This is a genomic window from Alteromonas sp. ABD4_190 (assembly GCF_056160105.1).
This window is the reverse complement of the sequence record NZ_JBSWWN010000001.1, coordinates 3,390,245-3,407,487: the sequence shown is the minus strand read 5'-3', so window position 1 is coordinate 3,407,487 and position 17,243 is coordinate 3,390,245. Positions and strand designations below refer to the sequence as shown.

Here is a 17,243-nt window from a genome sequence, read left to right as displayed (position 1 = left end):
GCAAAAACGCCACTAGCGCAAAACGGGTAGTGGCGAATAATAAAATTTATTGGCGCAGCATGTTTTTAGTGCTGCGCGTATTTGTAAACCGCGTGAATGTGGTGATTTTAAGATTGCGGTGTTTCGATTTAAACCCTATGCCTGACCAGCAATCGGCTTAGTGGTCGATAGCACACCGGCATTTTGCGCGCGGTGGCGCAGCAAGTGGTCCATCAATACCAGTGCCAGCATGGCTTCAGCAATGGGTACAGCACGAATACCTACGCACGGGTCGTGACGTCCTTTGGTGACGATATCAATCTCTTCATTGTCTTTATTGATAGTTTTACCCGGTACCGAAATGCTCGAGGTCGGCTTAAGTGCCATGTGCACTTCTATATCCTGGCCGGTAGAAATGCCGCCCAGTACACCACCTGCATGATTAGAGGTGAAGCCGTCAGGAGTCAATGTATCGCGGTGCTCACTTCCTTTTTGGTTGATTACATCAAAACCGTCACCAATTTCTACGCCTTTCACCGCGTTGATGCCCATCATAGCGTGAGCAATTTCAGCATCTAGCCTGTCAAAGACAGGCTCGCCAAGGCCAACGGGCACGTTCTTCGCTACCACAGATACTTTTGCGCCAATGCTGTCACCAGATTTTTTAAGGTCTCGCATGTACTCGTCCAGCGCATCTAACTTAGACTCATCTGGGCAGAAGAACGGGTTAGTGTTAGTCACACTATGATCAACTTTATCTACCGTTACCGGGCCAAGCTGAGACAAATAGCCTAACACTTCAATGCCGTGCACTTCTTTGAGGTACTTTTTCGCAATACCGCCAGCGGCTACGCGAATAGCTGTTTCGCGGGCTGATGAACGTCCACCACCGCGATAGTCACGGCTACCGTATTTTTGATCATAGGTATAGTCAGCATGACCTGGGCGGAAGCGGTCTTTAATATTGCCGTAATCTTGGCTTCGCTGGTCTTTGTTTTTAATCAACAAACCAATGCTAGTGCCTGTAGTCTTGCCTTCAAATACGCCAGATAGAATTTGTACTTCGTCGTCTTCTCTTCGCGCTGTGGTATAGCGCGAAGTGCCTGGTTTGCGCCTGTCTAAATCAACCTGAAGATCTTCTTCTGTGATCTCAAGACCTGGAGGACAACCGTCTACTACACCGCCAATTGCAATGCCGTGGCTTTCACCAAACGTGGTTACAGTGAAAAGTTTTCCGAAGCTGTTACCTGACATAATTAACTATTAATCCTTACTACTAAAATACTGTACGAGTGTGTCTTTGCGCACGGCAAAAATACCTGAACCGCCATTTTCAAACTCTAACCAAATGACTTCTAAGCCAGGGAACCTTTCGTTCATATGCACTTCGCTGTTGCCTACTTCTACGAACAGCCAGCCGCCATCATTAAGGTAATTTGGCGCATCTTTAAGCATAATGTCCACAAGGTCTAAACCGTCGTCGCCTGCGGCGAGCGCAAGTTCAGGCTCGTGATGATACTCTTCTGGCAGGTCAGCCATGTCTTCCGCGTCAACATAAGGCGGGTTAGACACGATAAGGTCGTATTTCTGCCCTTCTAGGCTAGAAAACAAATCTGACTGAATGGGATAAACCCGATGACTGAGACCATGTTCCTGAATATTGATGTCGGCCACCTCTAGTGCATCCGTACTAATATCAACGGCATCCACCTGGGCATCAGGATATGCATGAGCAAGTGCAATAGCGATACACGCACCGCCTGTGCACATGTCGAGAATAGTATTTGGCGTTGACTCAACAAAAGGCGCAAATTCGTTTTGGATAAGCTCGGCAAATGGGGAACGTGGAATAAGCACACGTTCATCCACGTAAAATGGCATACCGCAAAACCAGGCCTCATTTGTAATATAAGGCAACGGCATGCGAGTTTGTACGCGCTTTAAAACAAGCTCGGCAATTTTTTCACGTTCACTTTTGGTCAAGCGTGAGCTAAGAATGTTCTCGCCAGCCTGCTCTAAGATAGGATGAGGTAAATGCAGTGCCTGCATAACGAGGCTGGTCGCTTCGTCCCACGCATTATCAGTACCATGACCAAAGTACAAAGCCGCATCGTTAAAACGGCTGGTTGCCCATCGTGTCATATCTAACAGGGTATGCAGATCTTCAATGGCTTCTTCAAGGTAAAACTTATCGGTCATGGCGTTTGGGTACATCAAAAATTTCAAAGCTGGTATCATACCCAAACTTCATACTGATTCACATAATTAACTACGTACCGAATCTTTCTATTCGTTATAATTTAGGCGTTTTGAATCGTTAAACTCGAGTGTATTAACCCAAGCTAGCGTTGATGAAAACCTTTAAAAAAGAACTCAAAGCATTAAAGAAGCAACTTTCTGAACCCAATCGCCATACAAACAAGGCGATAAAGGAAGGTGCGCGTAATGGAAAGACGTCTACGAATGCTGAGGAAGACACCTTTTCATTTGCAGATGCAATGCAGGGCGTCACACCTATATCACAAGATAAGGTAGAGCCTGATAAGCAAGTTGAATTATTTAAAAAGTCGCAGCAGGTAAAAGGTAAGCACCTAAAACACAGCAAACAACTGGCAGCTAGTTTTAATTTTTCTGACATGTACCAGGCAGCACTACCTCAAGAAGGCCCTGTGCGCTTTTGCCAGGAAGGTGAGCCTACGCATATTTTGAAACAGTTGCGTCGCGGCGATTACTCACCAGAAATGACCCTGGATTTACATGGGTTAACCCGAGAAATGGCAAAAGCAGAGCTTGCTGCGCTTATTCACACGGCAAGAAAAGAACTGGTTGATTGTGTTTGCGTGATGCACGGTTTTGGGCAGGGCGTGTTAAAAGCTGCCCTACCCCATTACTTAGTCCAGCATCCACACGTACGTGCTTTCCATCAAGCCCCTCTCGAATACGGCGGACAAGCTGCACTACTAGTGCTTATTGAGATACCGCTTCACAACAACAAACGATAGGGCAATGCTGCGTAGTGCGGTCTATTTATTCTCGTCTGCACTGTTGTGCATAAATAAATAGGTGTAGTACATCATCATCGCAACAATAATACCTATACCTAATAGTGAGCCCCACACTACTGGGTCTTTCATCATAGTCCACATCATAATAAGTCTCCTCTTTAACTAAGTTCATAATAGAAGAGACTGGTGTCAGCGATTGTGATCTAGATCAATAGTGAAAATTAGCCTTTCGGCAACTTTTAGAATGCTTGATCTAGGTCAAATTGAGTTTGTCATTTTAACATTTATATTTGTTAGGGTAATTAGAGCGCAGGCATACCGAGCGCTTCACATTATCTCGACCCAAACCGATTAAAGATATTAAGTTCGTTTTCACTTCCTAACATCAGCTCAGCAGACCTACAAAGTGTTTCCATTGACTCACTCACTTTCATGTCAAAGTTAGAAGGCGTAGATTTTAAACTGTGTTGAAAAATCTTTGCGTTAGTGTGTGTCACTAAAAGCAAAAAGCCAAGACAGCCATAAGATTTTAGATAGGGCAATCGTCTACAGAGTTGCTTTGCTGCGGTGTGGGTGACAGTTAAACTTTTATCGGGGATAGAGAATATTACCCAATGTTCTCTCTTTCTCCCTTCTTTAACAATCGCCGCAAACCAGTCGTCTACTGTTCTGTCGTCGTATACGCTGCTTGGGATATCAAATAGCACATCATTGACGTTGAAAAAACGATATTGATGCTGACTTCCTACCATGGCTACCTCCTGTTATGCCTTTATCGAATTGATAAGAAGTGTTGTGATGCTTAGATCATTTAATGAAAAGGAAATGATTGCAAAGATAGGAACCGTTAAAACGAATGAGTTAAATCTGCTCGTACCTTGAGTCCCTTACCTAATAATGTTGTTGTTTTGATAAACGCCCTTCACGCACATGCGGGAAGTAATTTTCTCGCTCAACCACTCTGAGGCTTTAGGTGCTTCACTAAAAAACTGGAACGGTATTGTGGATGCATCGTAAATTCTAGACCAAAACTTTTGCTGCAGTGCGAGTCCCTCTGGTTCATGAAGTACTACAGCGGTGGCAACGAGCCCTGAGTCCACAGCTTCCTCTACTATCAGTTGCGCATCTGCTGTACCTTCTAGGGGCGCAAGCGCCAAGCCGTAAATATTAACTAGGCTTGCCCAACGAGGAACATTAATCTTTCTTCTTTCTGCGCCCACCACACGTTGATATTTGCGGATAAACTCTAAATTGAAAGGGCCGTTGAGATCGATGGTTAGTATCCGTCTGTCCTCTACGAAGTGAGCTTTAACATCGCCGTGTGCGCCAAATTTTTCACTTTCCATAAAATTGCTACCGCTGCTCGCTTTTACCTGTTTAAAAAAAAAAGTCACATTGAAGTATAATTCAACAATCTAAATTTCGCCTACAAACCAAAATCCAAAAAGAATGACGAAAACATCGATATTTAAAGAATATTAAAATAACATCAAAAGGCTATTGCAAATCATTATCATTTACACTATCTTGTAAATGCCTGTTCGACGTTGGGTAAAAAACGGTCTTGGCTTAGCGTCGCTGAGGGATAGACGCCCGTCTATCCCTCATTTTTTCATCTGCCACAATGACTATTGCCGAGTTGTTTTCATTCACTACTTCTCGATACTCAGTCTCTTACTGGCATAAAAAACGCGACTTAAAAGTCGCGTCTTAAATACTAAATAAATATTCGCTTTTTAAAAGCTAGCTAAACAGCTTCATAAACCAACCTTTTTGAAGATCCTCTTCGCAGGTTTTCAGTTGTGTCGCGTAACGTAAAGAACGGGCTTTTACTTTTGACGCCACTTTCTTAAGCCAAGGTTTTCTGTCATAGCTTCTGCGCTTATAGCCGCCCCATCCTTCGTGATAGTTTAGGTATTGCGCGTAAGCATCCCACTTAGAAATACCGTTCACTTTTTGCGATTTATAGATGAACCACCCCATAAAGTCGATGGCATCTTCAAAATCATCCCTATCCGCACCACTATTATCAGTCTCGCGCATGTAGTCTGCCCACGTAGGCGTTTTAGCCTGTGAGTAACCATACGCCGAACTGACACGCCCCCAAGGAATAAGCCCGAAGAACACATAATCGCGAGGTGGTAGTGCATCGTGACGGAAAGAGCTTTCTTGATACATCATAGCCATAGGCACGTGAATTGGCACGCCCCACTTATCTCTGGCGTCAGCAGCTGCATCATACCAATCGTCCTTTTCGTAGAATATTTCGCACAAATTACTGATGTCTTTAGGAGGCGTAGTTGCGCACCCAGCGATAAACAGCGGAAAAAGAACGATGAGAGTTGATAAAAAAACAACCAGTTTTCTGAACTTTTGGTTCATAGCTTGTCTTAACTAATGTTCTAGTAAAATGTGTGTTTCCCTGGAACCTTTTAATGCCTGACCTATGTCAGGCATTTTTTTTTGCTGGGGCTTCAGCGAAATAATCACGTATGAATGTATCGAAGTCTTTCACGTCAGCCGCTTCTATTTCTTTTTGAGCAGCAAACGACACGTCAGCTTGGGCAGCAAATCCAGCAGCATCCGTATCCGTGTATTCAAAAGACTTCATCTCAGATTGATAAGCTTGTGCAAGTTCTAACCCTAGCACCCCATTGTCTTTGTCGTCTTCTAAAAGCATAGAAAGCAGTTTGCCTGACGGCGTTAACTCAGGGTCTTGTACTTTGGCAAACTCAGTTTTTACTGCTTCACCGTAGCGAGAAGTATCGTTAGCCATATCAAGTAATTCAGCGGCCTGCTTGAAATACTCAAACAGCGAAGTACACCATTGAGGTAACGTGATATCCACGCCACCATTTTGTAGCACTAGGTCTGGGTTTCTCCCTTCTAGTACTACTCGATTCATGTTTTCTTTCGCTTCGTTAAGCTGTGTTTCATCAAGTTCAGCACTTGGCATTAGTAAACACGCAACTAAAAATACATCTAAGAAATCAAACTGGGTCTGTGAAATACCCACTGCGGAAAACGGATTAACGTCTAGCGCACGTACTTCAATGTAATTGATACCGCGGCGAACCAAGGCGTCTGTTGGCTTTTCCATTGACTTGGTAGGCTGCTTTGGTCGTATAGGCGAGTAGAGTTCATTTTCAATCTGAATGATATTGCGGCTAAGTTGCTGATAATTACCCTCATCCCCAGCAGCAAATTGGCTGAAGCGCGTAGAAGGCGTATTCATAGCATCACGCAGTAGTTTGACGTAGTTATCGAGCTGGTTGTAACAGATTTTAAGCGAAGACTGCTCTGCACTGGTATAGCCCAAGTCACTCATTCTAAGGCACGTGGCATAAGGCATGTACACCGTACCTTTACCTACTTTCTTAAATGGTAAAGCGTGCTTTTTACCTTTTAGGAATGAACCACAAAGTGCTGGAGACGCGCCGTAGAGATAAGGAATGAGCCAACATAGACGGCGATAGTTGCGAATTAACCCAAAATAATCCGCTGAAATCTGGTCTTGCGAATGTTCTTTACCATTCAGTTCAGCCCATAGTTTCCAAAAGCTATCAGGTAGAGAAAAGTTAAAATGAACGCCAGCAATAGCCTGCATCATACTGCCATAACGGTTTTTAAGGCCAATACGGTACACCCGTTTCATTTTCCCTACATTTGATTCACCAAAGTAAGCGATAGGAATGTCGGCTTCATCTTCGATGAAACACGGCATGCTTAGTGGCCATATCTGCTCGTCACCAATGTTATCGATAACGAATTTATGGATATCTTTTAACTGATTGATGGTTTTGGCTGCGCTATTCTCTGGCGGTGTAATGAACTCAAGCAGTGATTCAGAAAAGTCTGTAGTTATTGAATCGTGAGTCAGTGCAGAGCCCAGAGGTTTAGGATGAGGCGTTTGCGCCAACGTACCGTTCGGGTTTATACGAAGGGCCTCGCGCTCTACTCCGCGCTTTATGTCTTTAAGCGCAGATAGGAACTCGGGTGACTTAAGCGCAGCGATGCGCGCTTCAAAACGGGATGAGTCTACAGTCAAAATGGTGGTCCGTTATGTCAATATTGCCCCCTTTTATGGGGGGCAATAGTGTAAATTCAACAAAAATCAATCTATCAGTTTAACGTTTCTCGGGTATTACTCTCTACTGATAATTCGATAATTGGCATCGATAGCGCGTTTAACTGAGGCAAAATTTTAGTTTTATCACCTACTACAATAATTTGCATCTTATCGAGATTCAAATATTGCTTCGCTAACGCATCCATCGTTTCCTTATCAATATTGTTGATAATAGTAAGCTGCTCTTCACGATAGCCTTTCTCCAGATCGTAACTAAGCAGCTGTCTTAGGAAGCGTGCTTTGCTAGCAGGTGTTTCAAATTCTAACGCATCGCTTAGCGTAAAGGCATTGCGCATAAAGGCTATTTCTTCTTCATTCACGCCCTCGGTGCGGTAGCGATTAATCTCTTTAAGAATTTCAGAAATGCCTTCACCTGTATTAGCAGCGGTTAAGTCGGTACTTGCTTCAAACCATCCAAGTGTTTTACCACCCACAAAGCCGCTATTTGCTCCATAGGTGAAGCCTTTATCTTCTCGCAAGTTAAGATTTATACGGCTATTAAATGCCCCCCCTAATGGGAAGTTCATAAGACGAGACTTAAAGTGATCGCCTGTTGCATCAAAAGGTAGACTTCGATCGACCAGATATACCACTGACTGCACCGCTTCAGGGCTATCTATCAAGAATATCTGATTTTCTTCATACTTAGGAAAGTCGCTATAATCAGCGAACTCATAGGTTTTACCTTGCCACTTACCGATGAAATCTAAAGTATTTACCATAGCCTCTTTCGGTAAGTTACCGACAACAACAATACTCGCTTTATCAGGTGAGTAATAATTGGCGTAAAACGCTTTAATGTCTTCTAACGTGATGTTTTGTACTGATTCTAAAGTACCTTCGTCAGGCAGGCTTACACGATTTTCTTCCCCAAACAAGATGAGATCTCGTGCACGACGCGCCAGGCTTGAAGGCGTTTTGGCTTGCTGCTGTAACCCCTGCACAACACGCTCTTTCATGCGGTTGAAGTCTTCTTGCGTAAACGCGGGGTTGAACAACTTTTCTTTTAGCAGTGCTAAGGTTTCATCTAAATGCTTAGTTAATGTTGATACATAGACTTGCGAGTACCTACCAGCGGTGCTGAAACGGATAGCACTTCCCAGCTTAGCAAGCTCGTTAGCCAATTCTTCGTTACTGTAATTTTTTGTAGTTTCGTTCATAAGCAAAGCGGTCAGATAAGCCGTCCCAGCTTTACCTTCAGGGTCTAGCAACATGCCACCATCCATGCCTAGGGTTAACGTTACCGTTGGTGTCTCAGTACTGGTAACGCCAAGCATTTCTATACCATTAGCTAGTTCAGCTTCCCAATAATCAGGGACTTCTACAACCGGAGCCTCACCAGCCTTTGGCATTTCGCTTCTATCGAAACTTGATGCTGCGCTGGTAAAGGCTTCCTCATCTGTAACCTCTGCGGTTTCTATCTCAATATTTCTTACCGGGCGCTCAAAGTTCTGCTCGGCCGCAGCAAGTTGCACCTGCCCCTTTGGTACCACACTTAGTACTACGCTGTTGGCATCTTTAATATACTTGTTGTAAACACGCATGATGTCTTCAGCCGTTACCGCGTTATAGCGCTCGATATCCTCGGCTATTAAATCGGGCGTTTGATAGAAGGTTTCGTTAGCAGCAAGGGCTGACACTTTGCCAGACACACTTTGTAAGCCAAACACCGTACGCGCTTCAATTTTACCTTTTGTGCGCGCTAAATCATCGGCGGTGACACCTCTTGTTTCGAACTCTTTAAGGGTTTCACTCAGCACATTTTGAAGTGTTGAGAGCGAGGTAATTTTTGCTGGATTAGCCAAGGCAAGTAGCTGAAATTCACAGGCGAGTTCACGGCAAGGATGAGACACCACGGCCTGCACTGCCATACCCTCTTTTACTAAGTTTTTATAAAACAATGACGTTTTACCACCACCTAAAATATCGGCTAAAACATCTAGCGGCGCTTCATCTTCGTGGCGACCGTATACTGTTGGATAGGTTATTTGAAGAAGTGGAAGGTGAACCTTATCTTCAAGGGTGACATAACGGGTTTCGTATAACGTCACCGGCTGCGGCTCAGGCTCTTCTACTGCGGGGCCTGCTGGTATTTCGCCGAAGTACTTCTTCACCCAAGCTTTAGTTTTAGCTACATCGATATCGCCACCGATGGTAAGTACAGCGTTGTTAGGGCCATACCAGCGCTTAAAGAAGGCTTTCAGGTCGTTTACGTCTACCCGATCTAAGTCTTCTACATAACCAATGGTCATCCACGAATAGGGGTGACCTTCAGGGTATAGCGCTTCGCCATTAAGCTCAAAACGCAACCCGTAAGGCTGATTGTCTACCCGTTGTGCGCGTTCATTTTTAACCGTTTCTCTTTGATTTTCAAACTTGGTTTGGTCTACAGCTTCTAGCAAGTAGCCCATTCTGTCAGACTCAAGCCATAACACTTTTTCTAACTGGTTTGCCGGCACAGTTTCGAAGTAGTTAGTGCGATCGGTATTAGTCGTGCCGTTTAAATTACCGCCAGATTCTGTAATAACTTTAAAATGCTGCTCATCAGCAACGTGTTTTGAGCCTTGAAACATCATGTGTTCGAAAAAGTGGGCAAAGCCAGATTTGCCAATTTCTTCTCGTGCCGAACCGACGTGATAGGTAACATCGACGTGAACCAGCGGATCAGAATGGTCTTCGTGAAGGATGACGGTCAACCCGTTACTAAGCGTATATTTCTCATGAGGAATAGACACGCTATTTGATGTGATTACGGCGGTATCTGAATTACTATTCGCCTGTTCTTCCTGCACGTGCTGACACGCTGATACTGCAATGACGCCTATGGCCATAAAGAGGGTACGAAGGGTCAGTTTTCCTGACATGATGATTCCTTTTCAATTACTACATGTTTTCACTCGCCTTCACTCTAGCTACACTTTGACGTAACCACTTAACTTTACGGTCAAGAATGAAGTTGCGATTTCAAAAGTGCGAGCGAATTTTCGAAGACTACCAGACTTTTTAACGCTTTACTTGCTTCGACTTTGCTATGATTGTATTAATTTGTGTATTTCTGAAATACACTTACACTTCATAGTCTCTAGTAATAAAGGCTTTAGCCAGTTGAATTCGTTAAGTGGTACGAATGAACTGACAAATGGTTTGCGTTCGGACTAGAAATTGTCCGGAAAGAAGTTGCGAAATAAAAGGATAGATGTATGGATCAGTCAACAACAGTACTTGATATAGACTTCGGAATGTCACAGTTAAGTGGTAACAAAAAACTGTTGTTCACCCTACTAGGTAAGTTCACGGACGAATACCGTTCTCTTGATGCTGACTTACAAGCGCATATAGCAAAGGGTGACTTCACTGAGGCTTATTCACTTGTTCATACCCTTAAGGGAGTGACAGGAAATCTTGGTATGTTTGCGCTTCACAACGCAAGCAAGCCGGTTGAAGCCAGCTTTCGAAATGACAGACAAGTAGCTGATGAATACCCAGCGTTTGTCGCTGTGCTAAATGAGACTATTACCACGGTAGATGCGCTCATCAAAGAGCCAGAAGTTACCGCTTCTGCCCCTGCAAACGGCGCTGCCGCTGAGCAAGCTCGAAAGCAATTATTGGCCGCACTTAAAGCCAGTGAGTTTATTGCACAGGATAAACTAGACGAATGGCTAGACGCCCTTGCCTTACCGCAAGAAAAACGCACGGCTATTATCGATGCGGTTGACGAGCTAGATTATGAAGAAGCTATCGAAGAGTTAGAAAATAGCTAGTGCTGCACATCCCTATCCTCTTTGAAAACGCTGAGCTTATTGTCGTTAATAAGCCTGTTGGCGTTGCCATGCATGACGCTGGTAATGACGCTGGCGTAGAACAAGATATAACTAAAGGAATTAAAGCAGGAAAGGTAGACGGCATTGTTACTGTTTTAAAAAAGCAGCTCGCCGTTAAAGAATTGCACCTTTGCCACCGTTTAGACACCGGTACCTCAGGTTGTTTATGTCTGGCTAAAAATGCCACGGTGGCGGCAGAAATCGGCGAGCTTTTTTCATCAAGACGGGTGAGCAAATACTACCTAGCCTTAAGCGATAACAAACCTAAAAAGAAACAGGGCACGATAATCGGCGATATGAAAAATCGTCGCGGCGGCCAGCGCATTTTGCTTAAAACTCAGGAAAGCCCAGCGATAACTCAGTTTTTTAGTAGCGCAGCTAAACCCGGCACACGAGGCTTTATCGTAAAGCCTCACTCGGGGAAAACTCATCAAATCCGTGTGGCGCTTAAAAGCATTGGCGCACCAATTCTCGGTGATACACTTTATGGGGGTGAGGCATCAGACAGGCTGTATCTTCATGCATGGCATTTGCACCTTCCTTTGTCTTCTGGTGAATTAGCGGTTACTGCACCTTTCGATACAGGTGAAGTAATCAACGAAGCCGATGTGCAAACTTGGTACAACGGGCTTAATACGCCAGAAACTTATCCGTGGCCTTCTCTGCCCACGCGCTTTATGCCCGCACGCTTTATGCCGGTGCGCTAGGGAAAATGCGCTACATGCCTAATAGGTGCCAATAATCATGATAAAATAGAAACTACTTTGAATGTTTAATAGATGCTAATGGGTAAACTACATATAGTCGGCGGCGGTGCCATAGGAAGCCTCATTGCTGCGAGCTCCCAGAAAAATGGCGTGCCGTATGACTGCTACCCCAGAGACATGAAAACCATGTCCTCTTGCGCACACTGGCAAAACGGCCAAACCACTGCGCTAAAACCTGCGAAGCCTTCACCTATCGTGTTACCTAAAAGTGATGTGCTGATAATCCCCTTGAAAGTATATCAACTTAAAGCAGCCCTATTGCAATGGCTTCCCTATCTCACACAACAACCTACCGTTGTGCTGCTTCACAACGGTATGGGCGGACTTGAGATCGCAAGAGATTTACTAGGCGACGATTATCCGTTGCTTCTTTCTACAACCAGTCATGGCGCGTTAAAAGTAAAAGCTTCAGCGGGTGATGTTTATGTGCAGTATACTGGGGTTGGCTCAACCCAAATTGGCGCGCCCCAAATTTACGCGCCTTCATGTGACAGTCCACCACCTGACACGCTTTCAGCCCTCTCACAAAAAAAGCCCCAGCTTGCTAACGCGATTGCCACGTTACATGACGCACTCCCTCCTGTGCAATACCAAAGTAATATCCTAAAAGCGTTGTGGACGAAGCTGTCGGTTAATGCCGTGATTAACCCATTAACGGCGCTTCACAATATCCAAAATAAGCACATTGCTAAGCCTGAATTTGAACAAAGCCGTATTTCAATTTGCAATGAGTTTGCTCAGGTAGCGGATGCTTATGGGCTAGATTTTGATGCACTGTCAGTTCATGAAAATGTGCTGTCTGTAGCCAAGGCGACCGGAGAAAACTACTCAAGTATGCATCAGGATGTTGCTCACGGTAGACAAACAGAAATAGACGCCATCAACGGTTACATTGTAGATATGGCAACAAAAAAGGGTATTCCCGTTCCCGAGAATACCCTTTTAGTAGAGCGTGTTAAGGCGCTGAAGCTTTAACAGCGCCAAGCACTAAACTCACTTTATTTAAGGCGTAAGATTATTCTTACTCACCCGCTTCTTGGGCGTCTTTTGGCGCCTGAGGCTTCATGTGTGGGAACAAGATAACGTCTTTAATTGTTGAGCTATCAGTAAATAGCATAGCTAGACGGTCAATACCAATGCCTTCACCCGCTGTTGGCGGTAAGCCGTATTCAAGGGCGCGGATGTAATCGTCGTCAAAGTGCATGGCTTCATCGTCACCAGCATCTTTCTCTTCAACCTGCTTTGCAAAACGCTCTGCTTGGTCTTCTGGGTCGTTCAACTCGCTAAAGCCGTTTGCCAACTCACGTCCACCTACGAAGAACTCGAAACGGTCGGTAATGAATGGGTTGTTGTCGTTACGGCGCGCAAGCGGCGATACTTCCCACGGGTATTCTGTAATAAACGTAGGCTGCTCAAGCTTTTCTTCAGCGGTTGCTTCGAAGATTTCGCAAAGATACTTACCTGCACCCCAAATACCGTCAACTTCAGGCTCTTTGATGTGAAGCTGTTTCGCCATCGCTTTAAGCGCGTCAAGGTTCGCCTCTGGATCGCGGATAGCTTCCTCGTTAGCTTCTGGCCAATACTTAAGAATAGCTTCGCCCATGCTTAAGCGGTCAAACGGCTTACCAAAATCGTATTCAATTTCAGACGTTACGTTACCTTCAGCGTCTTTGGTTGTGTTTTTGATGATGCTTGTTCCAAGAATATCTTCTGCCAAGGTGCGCAGCATATCTTCTGTAAGGTTCATCAGGTCGTTATAGTCTGCATACGCTTGGTAGAACTCAAGCATAGTGAATTCTGGGTTGTGACGTGTTGATAGACCTTCATTACGGAAGTTACGGTTGATTTCGAACACACGCTCAAAACCACCAACCACTAAGCGCTTAAGGTATAACTCTGGCGCGATACGCAGGTACATATCGATGTCTAGCGCATTGTGGTGAGTTACAAACGGCTTAGCAGTCGCACCACCAGGAATAACCTGTAGCATTGGCGTTTCTACTTCAAGGTAGTCTCGCTCGGTAAGATAATTGCGAATACCGTTTACGATCTTGCTTCGGATCATGAAGGTTTTGCGCGTTTGTTCGCTTGTGATCAAGTCAACGTAGCGCTGACGATACTTCGTTTCCTGATCACTCAAACCGTGAAATTTTTCTGGCAATGGACGAAGTGCTTTAGTTAGCAACTCGTATTGCTCCATATTCACGTATAGGTCGCCTTTACCTGACTTATGCAGGTCACCAGCTACGCCAATGATGTCACCAATATCCAGTGCACCGTATTTGGCTTTAAGGGCTTTTTGCGTGTCTTTATCAGCGTAAGCTTGTATACGGCCAGTCATGTCTTGAAGCAGCATGAAAGGACCACGCTTTGCCATAATACGGCCAGCGATGCTTACTTTATTACCCTGCTCTTGTAGCGTTTCTTTGTCGAATTCACCGAACTTAGCTTGAAGCTCATCCGCATAGTTTTCGCGACGGAAGCTGTTTGGGAAACCGTTCGCACGGCACTGCTCGCGAATAGCGCTTAGCTTAGCACGGCGCTCTGCAATCAATTTGTTATCGTCTGTTTGTTGGTCAGTCATAACCTTTCACTTCGTTGTTCGGTTTACAGCCCGGATTTCAGGCTGGCTTCAATAAATTTGTCCAAGTCGCCATCTAGCACGGCTTGAGTGTTACGTGTTTCCACGCCAGTGCGCAAGTCTTTAATGCGAGAGTCGTCAAGTACGTAAGAGCGTATTTGACTCCCCCAGCCGATATCAGACTTGCTGTCTTCCATCGCTTGTTTTTCAGCGTTTTGTTTTTGCAGTTCAAACTCGTAAAGTTTAGCTTTTAACTGCTTCATCGCCTGATCTTTGTTTTTGTGCTGCGAGCGGTCATTTTGACACTGCACCACAATACCCGTTGGTTCGTGAGTAATACGTACCGCAGAGTCCGTTCTGTTTACGTGCTGACCACCCGCACCCGATGCGCGATAGGTGTCTATACGTAAGTCAGACGGGTTAATATCTATATCAATATCGTCGTCAATTTCTGGGTATACAAACGCTGATGAAAATGATGTATGACGGCGGTTACCCGAGTCAAACGGTGACTTACGAACCAAACGGTGCACGCCGGTTTCTGTACGTAGCCAACCGAATGCATATTCGCCCTGAATTCGCAAAGTAGCGCTTTTGATCCCGGCTACATCACCGTCTGATACTTCAATGAGTTCAGTTTTAAAACCGTGGGCTTCCCCCCAACGCAAATACATGCGAAGCAGCATATTTGCCCAATCTTGCGCTTCTGTACCACCAGAGCCCGACTGAATATCAATGTAGCAGTCGTTTTCATCATTTGGACCAGAGAACATACGGCGAAACTCAAGCACTTCTAGCTGCTCAATTAAGCCTTCAAGTTCACTTTGGGCCTCGTTGAAAGTATCTTCATCTTCGGCTTCAACGGCCAATTCAACAAGACCTTCAACGTCTTCAGTTCCCTGATCGAGCTTATGGATCGTTTCAACGATTTGCTCAAGGGCCACTTTTTCCTTGCCAAGTGCCTGCGCCCTGTCTGGCTCGTTCCAAACATCAGGACTTTCTAGCTCTCGGCTAACTTCTTCTAAACGCTCTGACTTTGCATCAAAGTCAAAGATACCCCCTAAGCGCTTCGGTGCGCTCGCGGATATCTTTTATCGCATTAGTAACGGGGTTTATTTCAAACATAGTCCGCTTATTTCGTTATAAATTTAAGACCGCGGATAGTACCGAATTTGAAGAAATTTTGATAGGGGTTGGCGCAAATATTGCGACCCAGTTTTTGCACACGCTAGCGAACGTTTTTTAGTCGCTTAAGGTGAATTGAATAATATTACCGTTAAACGGCTTACAGTAGGCATTGGTAATACGTTCAAAGCCCATAAGATTAAACTTATGTAGCACCCAACGCTTCTTGGCATCTAAATTTGATGCACTGGTTTAGCACATTCACGCCTTGTTGAAGTGTGCAGTGCAAACCGTAAAGTCGTTATAAGCGATAAATGGAAAAGTAATAGGAAAGGTATGTCGTTAAATAATTTGTCTTATGCTGTTATCGGAGTACTGCTTGGTCTCTTAGTATTGGCATTAGGCCAACTTGTTGACTGTCAAAATCTAGCCGGCGCAACCATGGCGCTACAGTGCCCTAACGGTAATCCTGTTTCAAAACTATGGCTGATCGCCTCAATAGTAATAGCTGGAAGTGGTATCGCCGCTTGGCTATTTCGAAACCGCAACGTCTAATCGCGTTGCGATATTGAGAGCACATTATGATCTTCCAAGCGCACTGCAATCTGCCCAACGTAATTAACCATACATGCTTACGTATTCTCAGTAGTAAACTGCAGTGCGTATAGGTAAGTTTCAGAGCGCATAAAAGAATCTACTGCCTTCATGCGCAGCAGTGCTCACCTCTACATTTACGGCTATTTAGCCAACGTATAATCCGTATAGCCTTTCTCACCGCCACCGAACAAGGTGTCGGGATTATGTGTGTTTAACGGTAGATTGTTCTCTAATCGATAGGGTAAATCAGGGTTTGCTACGAAAGGACGGCCAAAACCAATCATATCTGCCCAACCTGCTGACAGCGCACTTTCGGCACGCGCCTTGTCGTACTTTCCAGCATAAATCAATATACCGCTGAATGCTTTGCGAATAGCCTGCTTGAAGGATATCGGCATTTGCGGTGCATCGTCCCAGTCGGCCTCTGCAATGTGCAAATAGCCAACATTAAAGCTGTTTAGCATAGAAGCACTAGCAAGATAGGTCTCTTCCGGATTGTTGTCGACCGTCCCGTTTAATGTTGTTAGGGGCGCTAGACGTACACCTACTTTATCAGCGCCAATTTCCTCAGACACAGCCTGCACCACTTCTTTCAAGAATCGAATACGGTTCTGTACACCTCCGCCGTATTCATCAGTTCTTGCATTACTCTGAGAATCAATAAACTGGTTAAGCAAGTAACCATTAGCCGAATGCAGCTCAATACCATCAAACCCGGCATCAACCGCGTTTCTCGCAGCAACTCGGTATTCTTCAACCACCGCTTTTATATCGTCAATAGTCATTTCTCTTGGCATGACCGACTCAACAAAGCCAGGGTTGCCGCCTTCATCCACGAATACTTTTACTCCATCGGCTTGAATTGCAGATGCACTGATAGGCTGCTGCCCTTCGGTATTTGATGGATGAGAAACACGACCCACGTGCCAAAGTTGTGCGAACATCACACCGCCCGCTTCATGCACTTTATCTGTTACCAGTTTCCAGCCTTCAATTTGCGCCTTGGTATAGATACCTGGCGTCCAAGCATATCCCTTACCTAGCGCAGAAATTTGTGTGCCTTCGCTTACGATTAGCCCTGCACTTGCGCGCTGAGCGTAGTATTCAGCCATTAAGGCATTGGGCACATCGCCGGGCTGGGTTGAACGGGAACGGGTCATCGGTGGCATAACAACGCGGTTCTTAAGCGTTTTTCCAGCCAGCGATACGGTTTCAAATAATTTCATAATGGGGTCCTTT

General features: G+C 45.0%; 16 protein-coding genes. 5 read left to right on the top strand and 11 right to left on the bottom strand.

Annotated elements, in window-relative coordinates; translation table 11 throughout:
* Positions 1 to 135 precede the first annotated feature (135 nt).
* Positions 136 to 1,233 (bottom strand): chorismate synthase, encoded by a 1,098-nt coding sequence (aroC, locus tag ACXAFM_RS14895; RefSeq protein ID WP_039222880.1) that lies wholly within the window; start codon positions 1,231 to 1,233, stop codon positions 136 to 138.
* A gap of 9 nt (positions 1,234 to 1,242) precedes the next feature.
* Positions 1,243 to 2,178 (bottom strand): 50S ribosomal protein L3 N(5)-glutamine methyltransferase, encoded by a 936-nt coding sequence (gene prmB, locus ACXAFM_RS14890; RefSeq protein WP_474831676.1) that lies wholly within the window; start codon positions 2,176 to 2,178, stop codon positions 1,243 to 1,245.
* A 152-nt stretch (positions 2,179 to 2,330) separates the two neighbouring features.
* On the opposite strand from prmB, the gene smrB reads away from it, so the two are divergent.
* Entirely contained in the window at positions 2,331 to 2,981 is a 651-nt protein-coding gene (gene smrB / locus ACXAFM_RS14885; protein WP_474831330.1) for an endonuclease SmrB, read from the top strand.
* A 21-nt stretch (positions 2,982 to 3,002) separates the two neighbouring features.
* On the opposite strand, the gene ACXAFM_RS14880 is transcribed toward smrB, so the two are convergent.
* The 6 genes from ACXAFM_RS14880 to ACXAFM_RS14855 form a co-directional block, all read right to left on the bottom strand.
* Positions 3,003 to 3,128: a hypothetical protein gene (locus tag ACXAFM_RS14880; protein WP_474831331.1), complete on the bottom strand. Its 126-nt coding sequence runs from the start codon at positions 3,126 to 3,128 to the stop codon at positions 3,003 to 3,005.
* 188 nt (positions 3,129 to 3,316) lie between these two features.
* Positions 3,317 to 3,736 (bottom strand): hypothetical protein, encoded by a 420-nt coding sequence (locus tag ACXAFM_RS14875; protein WP_474831332.1) that lies wholly within the window; start codon positions 3,734 to 3,736, stop codon positions 3,317 to 3,319.
* A 135-nt stretch (positions 3,737 to 3,871) separates the two neighbouring features.
* Complete coding sequence (locus ACXAFM_RS14870; RefSeq protein ID WP_474831333.1) at positions 3,872 to 4,330, bottom strand: hypothetical protein; 459 nt, start codon at positions 4,328 to 4,330, stop codon at positions 3,872 to 3,874.
* A 397-nt stretch (positions 4,331 to 4,727) separates the two neighbouring features.
* Positions 4,728 to 5,366 carry a transglycosylase SLT domain-containing protein gene (locus ACXAFM_RS14865; protein ID WP_474831334.1) on the bottom strand — a complete coding sequence of 213 codons (639 nt, stop codon included), beginning with the start codon at positions 5,364 to 5,366 and terminating at the stop codon, positions 4,728 to 4,730.
* Between the two features lie 67 nt (positions 5,367 to 5,433).
* Positions 5,434 to 7,032, bottom strand: coding sequence for a glutamate--cysteine ligase (gene gshA / locus ACXAFM_RS14860; protein ID WP_474835066.1), 1,599 nt, complete (start codon positions 7,030 to 7,032; stop codon positions 5,434 to 5,436).
* A 74-nt stretch (positions 7,033 to 7,106) separates the two neighbouring features.
* The gene (locus tag ACXAFM_RS14855; protein ID WP_474831336.1) at positions 7,107 to 9,977 is read right to left on the bottom strand and encodes a M16 family metallopeptidase; all 2,871 of its coding nucleotides are present in this window, start codon (positions 9,975 to 9,977) and stop codon (positions 7,107 to 7,109) included.
* 336 nt (positions 9,978 to 10,313) lie between these two features.
* Between ACXAFM_RS14855 and ACXAFM_RS14850 the strand changes: the two genes are divergently transcribed.
* The 3 genes from ACXAFM_RS14850 to ACXAFM_RS14840 all read left to right on the top strand — a co-directional run bounded on the left by ACXAFM_RS14850 (position 10,314) and on the right by ACXAFM_RS14840 (position 12,676).
* Positions 10,314 to 10,874, top strand: a complete 561-nt coding sequence (locus ACXAFM_RS14850) for an Hpt domain-containing protein (RefSeq protein ID WP_474808031.1) — start codon at positions 10,314 to 10,316, stop codon at positions 10,872 to 10,874.
* Entirely contained in the window at positions 10,874 to 11,641 is a 768-nt protein-coding gene (locus ACXAFM_RS14845) for a pseudouridine synthase (RefSeq protein ID WP_474831337.1), read from the top strand. Before ACXAFM_RS14850 ends, ACXAFM_RS14845 begins: the two co-directional genes overlap by 1 nt.
* A 78-nt stretch (positions 11,642 to 11,719) precedes the next feature.
* Positions 11,720 to 12,676 (top strand): ketopantoate reductase family protein, encoded by a 957-nt coding sequence (locus tag ACXAFM_RS14840; RefSeq protein WP_474831338.1) that lies wholly within the window; start codon positions 11,720 to 11,722, stop codon positions 12,674 to 12,676.
* Between the two features lie 46 nt (positions 12,677 to 12,722).
* On the opposite strand, the gene lysS is transcribed toward ACXAFM_RS14840, so the two are convergent.
* Positions 12,723 to 14,285, bottom strand: a complete 1,563-nt coding sequence (gene lysS / locus ACXAFM_RS14835) for a lysine--tRNA ligase (protein WP_474831339.1) — start codon at positions 14,283 to 14,285, stop codon at positions 12,723 to 12,725.
* A gap of 23 nt (positions 14,286 to 14,308) precedes the next feature.
* Positions 14,309 to 15,407, bottom strand: a protein-coding gene (prfB, locus tag ACXAFM_RS14830; RefSeq protein WP_474808039.1) for a peptide chain release factor 2 whose coding sequence is annotated in 2 segments (ribosomal slippage) — positions 14,309 to 15,331 and positions 15,333 to 15,407 — 1,098 coding nt in all. Because the reading frame shifts where the segments join, the coding sequence is not laid out codon by codon here.
* Between the two features lie 336 nt (positions 15,408 to 15,743).
* On the opposite strand from prfB, the gene ACXAFM_RS14825 reads away from it, so the two are divergent.
* Positions 15,744 to 15,962, top strand: a complete 219-nt coding sequence (locus ACXAFM_RS14825) for a hypothetical protein (RefSeq protein WP_474831340.1) — start codon at positions 15,744 to 15,746, stop codon at positions 15,960 to 15,962.
* Between the two features lie 182 nt (positions 15,963 to 16,144).
* On the opposite strand, the gene ACXAFM_RS14820 is transcribed toward ACXAFM_RS14825, so the two are convergent.
* Complete coding sequence (locus ACXAFM_RS14820) at positions 16,145 to 17,230, bottom strand: alkene reductase (protein ID WP_474831341.1); 1,086 nt, start codon at positions 17,228 to 17,230, stop codon at positions 16,145 to 16,147.
* Between the last annotated feature and the right edge of the window lie 13 nt (positions 17,231 to 17,243).